General features: G+C 72.8%; 15 protein-coding genes. 8 read left to right on the plus strand and 7 right to left on the minus strand.

The features are described from left to right. Positions 1 to 48 precede the first annotated feature (48 nt). The 4 genes from MRBLMG1_RS21045 to MRBLMG1_RS21060 all read left to right on the plus strand — a co-directional run bounded on the left by MRBLMG1_RS21045 (position 49) and on the right by MRBLMG1_RS21060 (position 3,276). Complete coding sequence (locus MRBLMG1_RS21045; protein ID WP_367825638.1) at positions 49 to 498, plus strand: DUF6223 family protein; 450 nt, start codon at positions 49 to 51, stop codon at positions 496 to 498. Between the two features lie 88 nt (positions 499 to 586). After that, positions 587 to 1,291 (plus strand): VanZ family protein, encoded by a 705-nt coding sequence (locus MRBLMG1_RS21050; RefSeq protein ID WP_367825639.1) that lies wholly within the window; start codon positions 587 to 589, stop codon positions 1,289 to 1,291. Between the two features lie 103 nt (positions 1,292 to 1,394). Continuing rightward, entirely contained in the window at positions 1,395 to 2,186 is a 792-nt protein-coding gene (locus MRBLMG1_RS21055) for a response regulator transcription factor (protein WP_367825640.1), read from the plus strand. Then, a complete protein-coding gene (locus MRBLMG1_RS21060; protein WP_367825641.1) occupies positions 2,179 to 3,276 on the plus strand; it encodes a sensor histidine kinase in 1,098 nt (365 codons plus the stop codon). Before MRBLMG1_RS21055 ends, MRBLMG1_RS21060 begins: the two co-directional genes overlap by 8 nt. Positions 3,277 to 3,283: 7 nt before the next feature. On the opposite strand, the gene MRBLMG1_RS21065 is transcribed toward MRBLMG1_RS21060, so the two are convergent. The 3 genes from MRBLMG1_RS21065 to MRBLMG1_RS21075 form a co-directional block, all read right to left on the minus strand. After that, the gene (locus MRBLMG1_RS21065) at positions 3,284 to 4,765 is read right to left on the minus strand and encodes a PQQ-binding-like beta-propeller repeat protein (protein ID WP_367825642.1); all 1,482 of its coding nucleotides are present in this window, start codon (positions 4,763 to 4,765) and stop codon (positions 3,284 to 3,286) included. Between the two features lie 151 nt (positions 4,766 to 4,916). After that, a complete protein-coding gene (locus tag MRBLMG1_RS21070) occupies positions 4,917 to 5,594 on the minus strand; it encodes an NUDIX domain-containing protein (protein ID WP_367825643.1) in 678 nt (225 codons plus the stop codon). Continuing rightward, positions 5,591 to 5,974, minus strand: a complete 384-nt coding sequence (locus tag MRBLMG1_RS21075; RefSeq protein WP_367825644.1) for a DUF4406 domain-containing protein — start codon at positions 5,972 to 5,974, stop codon at positions 5,591 to 5,593. The genes MRBLMG1_RS21070 and MRBLMG1_RS21075 overlap by 4 nt, the downstream gene beginning before the upstream one ends. 49 nt (positions 5,975 to 6,023) lie before the next feature. Here MRBLMG1_RS21075 and MRBLMG1_RS21080 point away from each other — a divergent pair, with 49 nt between their 5' ends. The 4 genes from MRBLMG1_RS21080 to MRBLMG1_RS21095 all read left to right on the plus strand — a co-directional run bounded on the left by MRBLMG1_RS21080 (position 6,024) and on the right by MRBLMG1_RS21095 (position 8,282). Next, positions 6,024 to 6,788 (plus strand): DeoR/GlpR family DNA-binding transcription regulator, encoded by a 765-nt coding sequence (locus tag MRBLMG1_RS21080; RefSeq protein ID WP_367825645.1) that lies wholly within the window; start codon positions 6,024 to 6,026, stop codon positions 6,786 to 6,788. 98 nt (positions 6,789 to 6,886) lie between these two features. Further along, positions 6,887 to 7,096, plus strand: a complete 210-nt coding sequence (locus tag MRBLMG1_RS21085) for a helix-turn-helix domain-containing protein (protein ID WP_026058749.1) — start codon at positions 6,887 to 6,889, stop codon at positions 7,094 to 7,096. Beyond that, positions 7,096 to 7,650 carry a Clp protease N-terminal domain-containing protein gene (locus tag MRBLMG1_RS21090; protein WP_367825646.1) on the plus strand — a complete coding sequence of 185 codons (555 nt, stop codon included), beginning with the start codon at positions 7,096 to 7,098 and terminating at the stop codon, positions 7,648 to 7,650. The genes MRBLMG1_RS21085 and MRBLMG1_RS21090 overlap by 1 nt, the downstream gene beginning before the upstream one ends. Positions 7,651 to 7,733: 83 nt before the next feature. Continuing rightward, entirely contained in the window at positions 7,734 to 8,282 is a 549-nt protein-coding gene (locus tag MRBLMG1_RS21095) for a YciI family protein (RefSeq protein WP_367825647.1), read from the plus strand. A gap of 203 nt (positions 8,283 to 8,485) precedes the next feature. Here the strand turns inward: MRBLMG1_RS21095 and MRBLMG1_RS21100 are convergent, their stop codons facing one another. The 4 genes from MRBLMG1_RS21100 to lanL all read right to left on the minus strand — a co-directional run bounded on the left by MRBLMG1_RS21100 (position 8,486) and on the right by lanL (position 14,060). Then, on the minus strand, positions 8,486 to 9,394 hold the full coding sequence (locus tag MRBLMG1_RS21100; RefSeq protein ID WP_367825648.1) for an ABC transporter permease: 909 nt from the start codon (positions 9,392 to 9,394) through the stop codon (positions 8,486 to 8,488). Next, complete coding sequence (locus MRBLMG1_RS21105; RefSeq protein ID WP_367825649.1) at positions 9,391 to 10,506, minus strand: ATP-binding cassette domain-containing protein; 1,116 nt, start codon at positions 10,504 to 10,506, stop codon at positions 9,391 to 9,393. Before MRBLMG1_RS21105 ends, MRBLMG1_RS21100 begins: the two co-directional genes overlap by 4 nt. A gap of 230 nt (positions 10,507 to 10,736) precedes the next feature. Further along, the gene (locus MRBLMG1_RS21110) at positions 10,737 to 10,892 is read right to left on the minus strand and encodes a VenA family class IV lanthipeptide (RefSeq protein ID WP_367825650.1); all 156 of its coding nucleotides are present in this window, start codon (positions 10,890 to 10,892) and stop codon (positions 10,737 to 10,739) included. A gap of 201 nt (positions 10,893 to 11,093) precedes the next feature. After that, entirely contained in the window at positions 11,094 to 14,060 is a 2,967-nt protein-coding gene (lanL, locus tag MRBLMG1_RS21115; RefSeq protein ID WP_367825651.1) for a class IV lanthionine synthetase LanL, read from the minus strand. Positions 14,061 to 14,298 lie beyond the last annotated feature (238 nt).

The following is a 14,298-nucleotide window of genomic DNA, read 5'->3' on the forward strand; positions in this document are numbered from 1 at the left end:
CCCGTCCCGCACCACGACGGCGACCCGTCCCGAGAAGAGGAGCCCTCCATGTCCGCTCGACTGCCCGCCCACCGTCTGCCCGCCCACCGTCTGCTCGCCGCCGTCGCCACCGTGTGGGTCGCCGGCGTCGCACTCGCCGTACCCGCAAGCGCCCACGCCTCGGCCCAGCCGCTCGCCGCCGCCGTCTACGACTTCGGCCCCGGGCGCGCCGGATCCTCCGTGGGCGCGCTGCTGGGACTGGCGGGCGCGGTCATCGGCTGGCTGGCCGTGTCCCGTCCCACCGGCCGCTTCGGTGTCGCCGTCGGACCCCTCGGGGCCAGGACGGCCTTGGGGGCCGGGCTGGTCGCCCTGACCCTCGGCGTAGTGGTCGCGGCCACGGCCGACGGGGGTCTCGGCACCGGCAACGGGCTCGGCGGGGCCTATGTGGCCATCCTGGTGGGTCTGACGAGCACGATCCTCGGCGCACGGGCGGTGTCCCGGGTGCGGCGTACCCCCTGACGGCCTCGCCGGGCCGGCGGTCGGCGTATCGCGGGCGTATCGGAAACCGCATACGCCACCGCAACGGCCCGTCGTCTTCCATAGGAGCATGAACCACAACCCACCCCCGTCGCCGCCCGGCCGCACGCGCGGGATCGTGCTCATCGGCGTGGCGGTCCTCGTCCTGGCGGGCGCCCTGTCCGCCGTGCGGGGGCCGCTGCTGATGTCCGCTCCGCGATGCATGGCCGGGCGGTGGCACGGGTGCTACGACACGTTCAACGGCGTGGTGCTCATGACGCTGGTCACGGTGCCCTTGGCCGTACTCGTGGCGTGGGCGCTCGCGCGCCGTCGGCGTGCCGGCGGAGTCGCGTCGGCGTGGCGGCTGTCGCTCGCCGAGGTGGGCATGGTCCACGGGACGGTGCCGTTCCTGTGGCTGACGATGATGCCGGGCGGCGGGGCGGGCACCGTCCCCGCCCGGGTGTCCCTGGTGCCGCTGAGGGACCTGGTCACGATGGGGTCGCTGGGCATCGCCGGCAACCTGCTGGTCTTCGCGGCGCTGGGGTTCTTCGCCCCGATGAGGTGGGCGGCGCTGGCGTCCCTGCCGAGGATCCTGGCGCTCGGGGCGGGCTGCTCGGCGCTGGTCGAGACCGCGCAGTACGTGCTGAGGCTCGACCGGGTGTCCTCCGTGGACGACGTGCTGGTCAACGCCGCCGGCGCCGTACTGGCCGCGTTGGCGTCGCGACGCTGGTGGCGCACCGCGGCGGAGGCACCGCGGCCGGACCGGCACCGCCCCGTGCCGGAACCGGCGGGCTGAGGCGGCCCGAGGGGGCGGGCGTCGGCGGGCGCCGGCGGGCGACACCTCCTCGCGCACGCCGCCGCATACGGTGGCGATATGTCGTGCTGCTTAGGCTTCGGGCATGCGTGTACTGATCGTGGAGGACGAGCCCTACCTGGCCGAAGCCGTCCGTGACGGTCTGCGGCTGGAGGCCATCGCCGCCGACATCGCCGGTGACGGGGACTCCGCCCTGGAGCTGCTGAGCGTCCATTCGTACGACCTCGCGGTGCTCGACCGCGACATCCCGGGCCCCTCCGGCGACGAGGTCGCCCGGCGCATCGTCGCCTCCGGCAGCGGCATCCCGATCCTCATGCTCACCGCCGCCGACCGCATCGACGACAAGGCGTCCGGGTTCGAGCTCGGCGCCGACGACTACCTCACCAAACCGTTCGACCTGCGCGAGCTCGTCCTGCGGCTCAGGGCACTCGACCGCAGACGCGCGTACGCCCGACCCCCGGTCCACGAGATCGCGGGCCTGCGGCTCGACCCCTTCCGTCGTGAGGTCTTCCGCGACGGACGCTACGTCGCCCTCACCCGCAAGCAGTTCGCCGTCCTGGAAGTCCTCGTCGCCGCCGAGGGCGGGGTCGTCAGCGCCGAGGAACTCCTCGAACGCGCCTGGGACGAGAACGCCGACCCCCTCACCAACGCCGTACGCATCACCGTCTCCGCGCTGCGCAAACGGCTCGGCGAACCCCGCCTCATCACCACCGTCCCCGGCGTCGGCTACCGGATCGACACCGGCGGCGGCACCGACACCCCGGGCGGAGACGCCCCGGGCGGAGACATCCCGGCCGGAGACATCCCTGGCGGAGACACCTCGGGCGGGGACCTCCCGGACCCCGGAACCAGCGGCGCCGGCGACACGCGTGCGTAGACGCCCCGGGCTCAGCGTCCGGCTCAAGCTCACCCTCAGCTACGCCGGATTCCTCGCCCTCGCCGGCGCGCTTCTGCTGGTCGTGGTGTGGGTCTTCATCCTGCGCTACGTCCCCGACAACTCCCAGGGCCTCCTCTGGACCTCGCCCAACCGCTACCTCCTCGTGCGTAGCTTCGCGCCCGCCGCCGCGGTGGCGATGGCGTTCCTGCTCGTGTTCGGGCTCCTCGGGGGGTGGATCCTCGCCGGCCGGATGCTCGCACCCCTCACGCGGATCAGGGATGCGGCACGGATGGCAGGGGAAGGGTCGCTGTCCCACCGGATCCGCATGGAAGGCCGGCAGGACGAGTTCCGTGAACTCGCCGACGTGTTCGACAGCATGCTCGGACGGCTCGAATCGCACGTCGCCGAGCAGCGGAGGTTCGCCGCGAACGCCTCGCACGAACTGCGCACCCCGCTGGCGATCTCGCGGACGCTCCTTGACGTCGCCCGCAAGGACCCCAGCCGCGACCGGGGCGAACTCATCGAGCGCCTGCAGGTCGTCAACACCCGGGCGATCGACCTCACCGAGGCCCTCCTGCTGCTCAGCCGCAGCGACCGCGGTACCTTCACCCGCGAGAGCGTCGACCTCTCCCTCGTCGCCGAAGAGGCCGCCGAGACCCTGCTTCCGCTCGCCGAGCAGCGGGGGATCACGCTCGACGTCACCGGCGGAGCGACCCCAATCAGGAGAGCGGCACGAACCAGCGGCTCCGCGGAACTCCTGCTGCGGATGGCGACGAACCTCGTCCAGAACGCCATCGTCCACAACCTTCCCAGCGGCGGCACCGTGACGGTCCACACCGAGGCCCACGGCACCACGAGTGTGCTGCGGGTGGAGAACACGGGCCGCCGGCTCCCACCGGACCTGGTGCCGACCCTCACCGAGCCCTTCCAGCGCGGAACGGAACGCGCACGCACCGACGAGCACCCCGGCGTCGGACTCGGCCTGGCCCTCGTGCACAGCATCGTCCGCGCCCACGACGGAACCCTCGACCTCGAACCCCGCCCCGCCGGCGGTCTCGTCGTCACGGTCGGGCTCCCCGCCGCGCCCTGAGGCGGGGTCAGGGAGCGAACGAGAGCATGCGGGGCTCGTGCTGGGCGTCGTCGCCGCTCATGCCCGAGGGCGTGAGCACGAGCCGGTCACCCACGTAGGCGTTCGACCCGACGACTCCCATCCCGAACTCGACCCGCGCCGTGGACGCGGGCAGCTTCAGCACGTCCTTGATCGTGTCCACGCCGCCCGGGCCGACGCGGAAGACGCGACCGGGGGCACTCAGCGTGCCCACCTGGTAGACGAATCCCGTCTTGCCCGGTCCGGCGCGCAGGGGGAAGTACCCGTACGAGGTCCCCTCCGACTTCACGCCCCAGACCAGCTTCCCGGTGGCGAGGTCGTAGGCGCCGACGCGGTCCGTCCCACCCAGGAGCACGAGGCCCGACCCGACGACGGCCTCGCGGCACGCCTGCGCGTTGTCGCTGGTGTTCACGGAGTCCCCGCAGTGGGTGAATCCCTTCGCCCGGGGGTCGATGGTCGTGCGGGCGCGGCCGTCGGGCCCGAGGGCGACGACCCGCCAGTCCGCTCCGCTCGTCTCCTTGCGCACGGTGGTGATCACGAGCGGGTCGGCGGAGAGCACCTGGCCGATCAGCCGGCCCGGCTCGGTCCGGTAGCGCCACCGGACCTTGCCCGTCACCGGATCGATCTCCCGGAGCTGGCTGTACGACTTCTCCCTCGCGGTGATCGCGCAGTCCGCGACGACGAGCAGCCGTTTGCCGCCCGCCACCCTGCCGGGGTAGCACTTGCCGGGGTTCTCCATGGGGATGTCGTACAGCTTGGCCCCGTCCACCACCTTGTACGCGGTGGCCTTCAGGCTCTGGACGATCGCGAAGGTGTCGCCGCCCACCGCGCTGTCCACCATGATCGTGTCGTCCCCGGACCCCGTCTCGGCCAGTTGCTCGTGCCAGCCGGCCTTCCCGGTGCGCAGATCGATCATCTGGAGCTGGTTGCACCGGGTGCCGGTCCAGGCCTCGACGTTCTTGAGGACGATCACGACCTTGCCGTCGGGTGTCGGGTTGACCGGCGTCTCGCAGACGGGAGTCGGGAGCGTGACGCTCCACAGCTCGGCGCCGTCACTGAGCCGGTGGGCGACGACCTTCTTGTAGACGGCTTGGACGGCGGTGTCACCCACGATCCACAGATCTTCGAGCCCGATGCTCCGGCGGGGCAGGTCGGTCCTGTCGTCGACGATCCAGCCGCTCGCCTCGCCGGAACGGCGCCCTCGCGCGATCTCCTCGGTGGTGGGGATGTGCGAGGGCCGCGCCGCGGGCTTCGTCGGCGAGGGAGTGGGCGCCGTCCCCGGAGGGCGCGTCGTCCCCTCCGCGACGGGCGGCGACGTCCCGTCCTCCCCACCGCCCCGTTGCACCAGGTACACACCGGCGCCGGCGAGCAGCAGGAGTACGAGGCCCGCCGCCGCGGCCGGCCACCGGCGCCGGCGCGGCCCCGGCGGCGGTGGCCCGTAGCCCTCGGACGCGTACGGGTTGTCCTGCACGGGCCAGGGCGGTGGTTTGTGCCTGTACCAGGGCTCTTGCGACTGCGACATCCGGTTCCCCCGTGGCGGTGTGAACGACCCTTTTCCAGAACAGAGTTCCAGAAAGTTGTTCTGATTCCGGGTCAGGTTAGCGACCCCGGGGGTGCGGGCGTCAGTCGGTGCCCGGCCCCGGCGCGAAAGGCCCGTTCAAGGCGGCCCACTGGAGCAGCAGGATGGTCTTGCCGTCGGCGATGCGGCCGTCGTGGCACATGGCGAGGGCGTCGGGGAAGGGCAGTTCGAGCACGTCGATGTCCTCGCCCTCCTCTTCGAGGCCGCCGCCGTCGCCGCTGAGGTCGGCCGGCGTGTAGGGGGCCGCGTAGAAGTGCAGGCGCTCGGTGACCGAGCCGGGACTCATGTAGGCGTCCAGGACGTGGGTGAGCGGGCCCAGCGTGACGCCGAGCTCCTCGGCGCTCTCGCGGCGGATGGCGGAGAGCGGGTCGTCGCCGTCGAGCAGCCCGGCCGCGGCCTCGACGAGCATGCCGTCCGGGTGGCCGTTCACGTAGGCCGGGTAGCGGAACTGGCGGGTGAGCAGGACGCGTCCGCGCTCCGCGTCGTACGGCAGGACCACCGCGCCGTTGCCGCGGTCGTACGTCTCGCGCTGCTGGGTGACCCAGCGTCCGTCGCGGCGCCGGTAGTCGAAGGTGGTGCGCCGCAGGACGTGCCACCCCTGGGACGTGAGCTCCACGTCGCGGACCACGACGTCGGGGTTGCCGTCCAGGTCGCGCCCGGCGCGGTCGAGGCCGGTGCGGCCGCGGTGGTCGGGGGAGTCGATGCCGGGCCGGGCGTTCACGCGGCCTCCTGCGGGGCGCGACGGGGAAGCTCGGCCACGTCGTGGTAGACGGGCAGGCCGCGGGCGAGGGCCGTGGCGACGTCCTGATCGGCTCCAGTCGACTCGCCGGGCAGCCGCAACACGGCGTCGCAGTGGGCGAGCAGGCGCTGCGCGGTCGGGTAGAGCACCTGGTCGGCGAGCACGTCGGTGGGCCCCGCGCCGGCCGAGCGCAGGACGGGCAGGGCGATCCACTCGCCGATCACGGGGACGTGGCCGGCGGCGAACACCGGCCACGCCGCCGCTTCGAGGCGGGCGAGGTTCGCGGCCATGGCCCGCGGGTCGCCGTCGGTTCCGGAGCGGTAGGGCCCGGCGATGAGGATGAGCATCGGCTTGTCGGTCATGACGCGCTACGATACATGCAGAAACGTGCAAGAACAGGAGAGAACGCGAATGCTGGCTGCCGAACGGCGCGACCACCTGCTCGCTCTGCTCGCCCGCGAGGGCAAGATCGTCGCCAAGGACGTCGCCGCCGAACTGGGCATCTCCGAGGACAGCGTGCGACGCGATCTGCGCGATCTCGCCGCCGAGGGCCTCTGTCAACGGGTCTACGGCGGCGCGCTGCCCGTATCGCCCGCGGTGGTCGACTACGCGGCCCGGCAGGCCGTCGCCCCGGACGGGAAGCAGCGGGTCGCCTCGGTGGCGGCCGGACTCGTGCCCCCCGGTGGCGCGGTCATCCTCGACGGCGGAACCACCGCGCTCGCCGTCGCCCACGCGCTCCCGAAGGACCTCGCCTGCACGGTCGTCACGCACAGCCCGACGATCGCCGCGGCACTCCTCGACCACCCGCGGGCGGAGCTCTTCCTGCTCGGCGGCCGCGTCTTCAAGCACTCGGCTGTCACCTGCGGCGCCGCGGCCGTCGAAGCGGCGCAGAACGTCTCCGCCGACCTCTGCCTCCTCGGCGTCACCGGCGTGCACCCCGAGGCGGGACTGACCACGGGCGACGGCGAGGAAGCGGCGATGAAGCGCGCCCTGGCCGCGCGGGCGGCGGAGACGTACATCCTCGCCTCCTCCGAGAAGATCGGCACGGCGTCGCGCTTCCGCGTCCTGCCCTGGGAGGGCATCAGTGGGCTGATCACCGACGCCGACCCCCGCGACCCGGTCCTCGTGCGCCTCAAGGCGCTCGGCGTGGAGATCCTGCCGGCCGGCGGCGCCTGACGTCCTCGCGCGGGGTCTTGTGGCGGGGAGTGCGGGAACGCGAGGGTCGATGTCAACCGAGGTTGACACAACACGCCTTGTCAACGTAAGTTGACGTCATGACCGATGCGACCGATCTCGCCGCGCGAGCGGGCGACCGCGACCCCCGGGTCGGGCTGCGAGCCGTCTCCGCGCTGCGGCGACTGCTCGAACAGCTGGAAGCCGTTCAAGTGCGCAGTGCGCGCAACCAGGGCTGGTCGTGGCAGGAAATCGCGGCCGAACTGGGAGTCAGCCGACAGGCCGTCCACAAGAAGTACGGGAGGCAGTGATGTTCGAACGGTTCACCAAAGCCGCACGTGCCGTCGTCAAGGGCGCGGTCGAGCATGCGGAGCGCGACGGCGGCAAAGTCGTCACCAAGGAGCACCTGCTCCTCGCCCTCCTCGACCGGGACGACACCCGGGCCGCCGTCGCACTCCGGAAGCTCTGCCCGCCGGACCGCCGCTCCTCCCTCGTCGCCGCGCTCGCCGACGCCCGGCGCCGGGCAGGACTCTCCCGCGCCGACACGAAGGCCCTCGCGGACCTCGGCATCGACGTCGGCGCGATCGTGGCGCGCGTCGAGGAGACCCACGGCGCCGGCGCCCTCGCGGCCGACCACAAGGACTCCGGCCGGTGGTCGGGCCGCCAGTCCTTCTCCCGGGAGGCCAAGACCGTCCTGGAGAAGTCCCTCCGCGTGGCCTTGTCCCGCAAGGACCGCGAGATCGGGGACGAACACATCCTCCTGGCCCTCACCATCACCGGCGGCGTCGTCGCCGAGGTCCTGGCCGACCACGGAGTGACGTACACCGCCGTCGACAGCGCGGTCTCCGGCCCGATGGTCCCCTGACCGCGGAGCCGCCCTCCGGGGCCGAGGGCACACCGCCACCGAATCCGCTCGACCAGGACACCCCCGCGAAGAGATCATCAGGCATGGAATTCCTCTGCTACCACCGCGACCGGCCCGGTTCCCTCCCCCTGCGCGACGAACTCCTCGCAGACCACTGGGCCTACATGGACGGCTACGCGAAGGAACTGATCGCCCGGGGCCCGACCTTCTCCGACGACGGAACCCTCGTCACCGGCAGCGTGCACATCGTCGACCTGCCCGACTCCGCCGCCGCCCGCGCGTTCGCCTTCGACGAGCCCAACTACCAGGCCGGCGTCTACCGGGACGTGCTGATACGCCGGTGGCGCAACCTGCTGGGGCGCACCATGTGGGACTTCCCCGGCGGCCGGACCGGCGGCAACCGCTACCTGGTCATCGGCCTCGGCGAGGGGCAGGCCGCCGACCTCTCACTCCCGTCCCTCCCGGACGACCTGATCGCCTACGGTCCGCTGCTGGCCGACGACGGAACCACCTGGCTCGGCACGGCCGCACTGGTCCGGGCCCCGGACCCGGACACGGCCCGCGCCCTCCTGAGCCAGGACCGGTACGCCACGATCGAGGTCCACAACTGGCAGTTCGGCGGACGCGCCTGACGGCTGAGAACGTACGAGAAGGCCCCCGGCGCAACACTCCGGGGGCCTTCTCGCGGCGCGGAGGCCTGGAGCGTGGAGACGCTCCGCCCCCCGAGAGCGGAACAGCGGTACTCACCGGCGGCACACCTCCGGTAGCTCCGCCGCGCCCACGAGGTGCGTCAGTCGACCGACCGCCCCCCCGCTCGCCTGGCCCCCGAACCCGGTCACTCGGGCCGGTTGAAGCGGCGGGTGGCCCACAGCAGGGCGAGCACGCCACCCGTCAAAAGGAGTACGGCTTCGAGGAGCAGGGGCGGCGGGTGACCGTCCCACGCCAGACCTGCGGTGGCCGTGTGGTCGGGCACGCGCAGGGTGATGCAGCGGCGAAGGAGGTCCACGGCGTAGGCGAGGGGGTTGGCGGCGGCGAGGGTGTGGGCCCAGTCGGGGAGGGCGGTGAGGGGGAAGAAGCCGCCCGAGAGGAAGAGGAGCGGCATCATCACCAGGCCGAGGAGCGTGTGGAAGGTCTCCGCCCGGTCAAGGCTGACGGCCAGCGCGACGGCCAGGGCCGTGATGGTGAACGAGGCCAGGATCATGCAGGCGAGGAGCAGCGCGAGGAGCAGCGGATCGTAGGGCAGGCCGGCCACGCCGGCCAGGGTGAGGAGCAGGGCCCCCTGGACCGTGGCGACCAGCGTGCCTCCCGCGCAGTTTCCGAGCAGGAGTGTCGACCGGTGCACCGGGGCCATCAGGAGCTCGCGCAGGTAGCCGCTCTGCCGGTCGGTGATCAGGCGGACGCCGACCATGATGGCCGGTGTCTGCACCGTCATCATCAGCATGCCGGGGAAGAGGAACGCCTGGTAACCGACGCCCAGTTGGGACCGGGGGATGAGCGAGGCCAGCCCGCCCCCGAGGATGACGAGGTACAGCGCGGGCTGGAGCAGCATCAGCGCGGTGTGGGTGCGCTGGCCGGCCAGGCGCAGCAGATCGCGGTGGACCAGGGCGTGGACCGCGCGCAGCTCGTGCCGCAGCCGCGCGGCCCGTCCGTAGCCGGGAGCGCCGAGACCTCCCACGGCGACGAAACCATCGGTGGGACCACCGGCATCGGTCGTGGCGGAGGCGTTCCCACCGAAGGCGGTCATCGGCCACCGCCGGAATCCGCAGAGCCGTCCGGCACCGTGGGAGGGAGGGCCGTCCGGCCGGGTTGCGTGACGTCCAGACTGCGGCCCGTGTGGTGGAAGAACACGTCGTCGAGCGTGGGCGCGGTGGCGGTGGCGGAGTGGACGGCGATGCCGTGCGAGGTGAGCGCCGCGCACAGGCGGGGGATCCAGGAGCTGCCGGCAGGCACCCGCAGGCAGACGCCCCCGCCCGCGTCCGCGGTGACATCGCGATCGAGCGGCGCGAGCGAACGCACGACGTCGCGGGCCTTCGCGTCGTCGCCGGTGCGCAGGACGACCCGGTCGTCCCCGATCGCGGTCTTCAGCGCGAGCGGAGTGCCCTGGGCCACCAGACGGCCGCGGTCGATGATGGCGAGGCGATCACAATTCTCCGCCTCCTCCAGGTAGTGGGTGGTGACGAAGAGCGTGCTGCCGTGCCGCTCGCGGAGGGTGCGCAGGTGCTGCCAGACCTCGGCCCGGGCGTGCGGGTCGAGACCGGTGGTCGGTTCGTCAAGGAACAGCACGCCCGGGGCGTGCAGCAGCTGGCGCGCGATCTCCAGACGACGCCGCATGCCCCCGGACAGGGTGCGTACGGGGGAGCGGCGCCGGTCGCCCAGTCCGGCCGTCTCCAGCACCTCGGTGACGCGTCCGCGGGCGTGACGCCGCGACATCCCGTACAGCCGCGCGTGGATGAACAGGTTCTGCTCGGCCGTCAGGTCACCGTCCACGGCACTGTGCTGGAAGAGCATCCCGACCCGTCGTCGTACCTGATGGGGCTCGGCGAGCACATCGGCTCCGGCCACCGTGGCGTGGCCGGAGGTGGGGCGGGCCAGGGCGCACAGCAACGCGATCGTGGTGGACTTCCCGGCGCCGTTGGGCCCGAGGAACGCGAACGTCTCCCCCCGCGCCACGTCCAGGTCCAGGCCGCGCACGGCCTGGGTGACGGTGCCCTCCGGCCCCGGGTAGCTCTTGCCCAGAGCGCGGGTGCTGATGGCGTACGCGGGCCCCGGCGGGTGCCGGGCGGTGCGCTCGCCCGTGGGGGCGGCTGTCAGGAGGGCCGCTGGGGTGAGCTCGGCGTCGCCGGCGGGTGGCTGCATGGGGTCCGGTCCTCGTCTCCTGGCCCTCGTCCACGGGTTCGCCGACCGCGGCCACCGGGCGTACGCGAGAGTCGCGACGCGCGTCCGATGTGCCGCGGGCGGCACGCCCGAGATCAGGCGGGGTGTGTGCGGTGGAGGCGCGGCCGCCAGGCGGCCGCGCTGTCGAGCGGGTGGGTGTCCGGCCGGCGGTCGTCCCGGGTCTGACCGCCGGCCGGATGGTGCCGCACGTCCTACGCGCAGCTGATTCCGATACAGACCGTGTTGAGGAGCGTCAGGAGGCCGACGCACTCGCAGGTGGCGGCGAACGGCGCTCCGTCGACGCCGACCGGGTCCGTCTCCGGCAGGGCGTGGAGCTGGGCGAGCAGTTCGATGTCGTGGTTCTCCATGGGGTTTCTCCTTCTTCTGTGAGGTGGCGACAGGCGTGCTGCCGCGCACACCGGCACATGGACCATCCAGTGCCGGGGGTCGAGGGGACGGATCCGCGGGCGAAGACCGGGATTCCGGAGCGGATACGTCATTCCAGCGGGCCCGGGCCGTGCCCGTACCCGTGGGGAGGCGAGAGGCACCTCGGGGAGGGGCCCGCGGGCTCAGGAGGGCGGCTGGACCATCCAGTGCCGGGAGGTCCCGGGATGGCGGAGCCGCAGGAGGAAGGCGAGGATCCCGGCGGACCCGTCGCTCCAGCTGGTCGATACGTCCCCGTACTCGTTGGGGAAGACCACGTGGCCGTCACGGTCGGTCTTCTCGCAGACGATCAGGCGGGCCAGATCCCCGGCCATCGAGCGGTAGACGGGATCACCGGTGGCATCGGCCATGTCGAGGAGAAAGTCCCCGTTGCCCGCGAGGCCGTGGCACTGGGTGAGCGGAGCGCGAGAGGCACGCTCGACGACGGCACGCGTACTGCGGCGGGCGAGGTCACCGAACCTGTCGTCCCCGGTCGCCTGCCACAGCCGGACGAGGAAGCCGCCGATACCCGCAGCACCATGGCACCAGTACGGGGCCGTCGGTACGTCACCTGCCTGGGCCGGCCACTGCGCCGCCTCGCCGGACAGCACGGCGCTCGCCAGCAGCTCCTCACCCACCCGCACGGCCAGTTCCCTGTGCTCCGGGCGCAGCGAGAGGCCCGCCGCGCCGAGGAGGAAGCAGCCGATGCCGGCCGTTCCGTGCGCGAAGCCGAGATACCGCTTGCCCTCTCCGGCGGAATCGGCCTGCGCGGAGGCCCGTCCCGGCGAGCCGCCCCCCGAAGGGGCACCCGGCGGCGAGCCGGATTCCGGTCCGCCGGCCTGACCGGGCACCGGCCATCCCACCCCGTCCGGCCCGTGCCGCACGGCCGCGGCCAACCGGTCGGCCGCGTCGACGGCGAGCTCCGCCCAACGCGCCTCCCCGGTGCGCTGCCACAGATGGAGCGCCCCCAGCCCGCTCCCCGCGGAGCCGTGGGTGACGTCGTGATGGGGCGTCGCCTCCTGCGGCGTCAGAGCCAGGGCCAGCGCACGTTCCGTCAGCGCGCGGTCGTCGATCGCACGGCCCGCGTCGTACAGCGCCCACGCCGTCCCGCGACCGCCGAAGTGCAGGCCGGGCCGCGTCGAGCGGGTATCGACGCGGTCCGCGATCCAGCGGCCCGCCGTCGAGATCACCCCGGGCAGACGCGTATCGCCCGTGACTTCGAAACACCGCGTCACGACGGCCAGCACGCCGGCCGCGCCCTGCTGCACGGTGCACGGGTCGCTCTCCCCGGCCATCGTCGACACGGGCCACAACCGCCGGTCGTCGGCCGGAGTCATCGAGCCGATCAGATGGTCCACGAGCCCGGCCACGACAGGCCCCATGATGTCGGGCCCCATGATGTCGGGCCCCACGATGTCAGGTCTCGGGACGTCAGGCCCCACGGCGTCAGGCCCCGTCATGTCCAGCCCCACCGGACCCGGCCTCACCACGGCCGGCCCCGCTGCGGCGGGCCCGCCGGCGTTCCGTGCCGATGCGTCCCGTGCCGATGCGTCCCGTGCCCCTCCGTCTCGCGTCGCCGCCACTCGCGCCACTCCCTCGCGCGCCCCGTCCTCTGATACGGGGCGGGTGAAGGCCCGAGACGTCCGCCGTCCGCGCGTCGCCGCCCGGAGGGCCTCGCGCGCTCTGGCGGGATCCCACCGCTCGGCGGGGTCGTCCCTCATAAGCCCGAGGATCGTCTCCGCCACACCGTCCGGCAGATCCAGCGGCCCGGCGCAGGCCGCGAGCCATGTGGCGAGCCGCAGTTCGACGGCCTCGCCGGCGGGCTCCTCCGGCAGGAGGTTCGGCACCTTTCCGGCCAGGACGAAGCACACGGTGGCGCCGAGACTGTAGTAGTCGGCCGTGGCGGACACGGGGGCGTCGGCGAGGCGCTCGGGGGCGCTGAAACCGGGTGTTCCGACGCGGGTCGGCAGGGCTGAGTCGTCGGAGTGGACGGCGAGTTCGAGGTCGATGAGGCGGAGTTCACCGTCGGGGCGGACCATCACGTTCGCCGGCGTGAAATCCCTCAGCACGCAGCCGCGGGCGTGCGCCGCCTCGACCAGGTCCACCAGCCGCGCCGCCTGGAGGAGCGCGTCCGCGCGGTAGCGTTCGAAGCCCGCGTCGCGGAAGTGCTCGGCCACCCAGGTCCGGAGCGTCACCCCCGGGATCTCGTCCTGGGCGAGGAACAGGTGCCCGGCGTGCTCGAACAGCGCCAGCGGTTCCGGAGCCAGCCCCCAGCCCTTCAGCGTCTCCAGCATCCGGGCCTCGGCCCGCAGCCAGTCGCGCACGTCGCACCCGGAGGCGTCCGCCTCCACGTGGGGCCTGGCCTCCTTGATGACCACGCGAGCACCCGTACCGACATCGCTGCCCCGGTACACACCGCCCTTGTTCGTGTGCCGGATCGCCTCCTGCACGGCGAACCGGCCGCCGAGCACCACCCCGCCCTTGCCCGCCGCACGGTTACGCGAGGGGGCGGGCGCCGCGGCGGGGAAGGGAGAGACCGCCCAGGGAGGCGGCGCGTACTGGCCCGTCCGCTTGTCCTCCACGGGATTGCCGTCCGGGTCCTCGATGAACCACACCAGCAGGCCGTCGTCAGACAGCCGCCGCCGGCCGACGAACGACCCGTAGCGGTAATGGACCAGGCTGTGCACGGCGTACGGCTGGTCGGACAGGATCCTCGGCCCCGGCATCCCCTCCGTCACCTCGTGCAGCTGCCGGGCGAGAACGGCCGCCTCGGCATCGGAACACGGATAGACGGTGATGAACTTCCCCGAGCTGCCCCGAGGCGTGCCACGGGAGTTGAGCGCACTGACCTGCTCAAGGGAGCGGGCGAACTTGAACCCCGAATCCCCGCGCAGCAGCACCTCTAGGGCCTTGTCGAGAACCGCCGGCGCGGACGCGGCCGTCGCCGACACATGTAACTTCCACCCCTGCTCGCGTCGCGTCCGCGACCCGGTGGCCGCGACCCGGCACCACATCTCGTCCGCCTCGGCCGTCCAACGCGCACCCGTACCCGTGGCCCGCAGCGCTCGGCGCAGAAGGCCTTCCAGCTCGACTTCCCTCATATGGCTCGTCATTGCGTGTCCCTCTCAACGGTGAGAACCGCTGGGGGGTACGTGCCCATCGGCATAACCGCATCAACACACCACCTGTCATATTCACTTGATTCAGCGAGCGCACAGCGCTCATCACCCCTCGAAGGGCGCGCCCGGCGTAACACGGGACGCGCCCGGCGTAACCCGAAGCGCCCGCGCACACGCACAGGGACACCGAAGTGCAAGGACGTCTATCGGCTCGCCTACCTCCGCGGCCCCG

It is taken from the genome of Streptomyces sp. LMG1-1-1.1, assembly GCF_040815545.1.
GTDB lineage: Bacteria > Actinomycetota > Actinomycetes > Streptomycetales > Streptomycetaceae > Streptomyces.

What these genes read in the sequence shown, in the direction of transcription:
- MRBLMG1_RS21075 (WP_367825644.1), bottom strand. Translation starts at nt 5,974, where the DNA reads ATGACCGACAAGCCGATGCTCATCCTCATCGCCGGGCCCTACCGCTCC.
- MRBLMG1_RS21080 (WP_367825645.1), top strand. Translation starts at nt 6,024, where the DNA reads ATGCTGGCTGCCGAACGGCGCGACCACCTGCTCGCTCTGCTCGCCCGC.
- MRBLMG1_RS21110 (WP_367825650.1), bottom strand. Translation starts at nt 10,892, where the DNA reads ATGGAGAACCACGACATCGAACTGCTCGCCCAGCTCCACGCCCTGCCG.
- MRBLMG1_RS21045 (WP_367825638.1), top strand. Translation starts at nt 49, where the DNA reads ATGTCCGCTCGACTGCCCGCCCACCGTCTGCCCGCCCACCGTCTGCTC.
- MRBLMG1_RS21055 (WP_367825640.1), top strand. Translation starts at nt 1,395, where the DNA reads ATGCGTGTACTGATCGTGGAGGACGAGCCCTACCTGGCCGAAGCCGTC.
- MRBLMG1_RS21050 (WP_367825639.1), top strand. Translation starts at nt 587, where the DNA reads ATGAACCACAACCCACCCCCGTCGCCGCCCGGCCGCACGCGCGGGATC.
- MRBLMG1_RS21095 (WP_367825647.1), top strand. Translation starts at nt 7,734, where the DNA reads ATGGAATTCCTCTGCTACCACCGCGACCGGCCCGGTTCCCTCCCCCTG.
- MRBLMG1_RS21085 (WP_026058749.1), top strand. Translation starts at nt 6,887, where the DNA reads ATGACCGATGCGACCGATCTCGCCGCGCGAGCGGGCGACCGCGACCCC.
- MRBLMG1_RS21090 (WP_367825646.1), top strand. Translation starts at nt 7,096, where the DNA reads ATGTTCGAACGGTTCACCAAAGCCGCACGTGCCGTCGTCAAGGGCGCG.
- lanL (WP_367825651.1), bottom strand. Translation starts at nt 14,060, where the DNA reads ATGACGAGCCATATGAGGGAAGTCGAGCTGGAAGGCCTTCTGCGCCGA.
- MRBLMG1_RS21105 (WP_367825649.1), bottom strand. Translation starts at nt 10,506, where the DNA reads ATGCAGCCACCCGCCGGCGACGCCGAGCTCACCCCAGCGGCCCTCCTG.
- MRBLMG1_RS21100 (WP_367825648.1), bottom strand. Translation starts at nt 9,394, where the DNA reads ATGACCGCCTTCGGTGGGAACGCCTCCGCCACGACCGATGCCGGTGGT.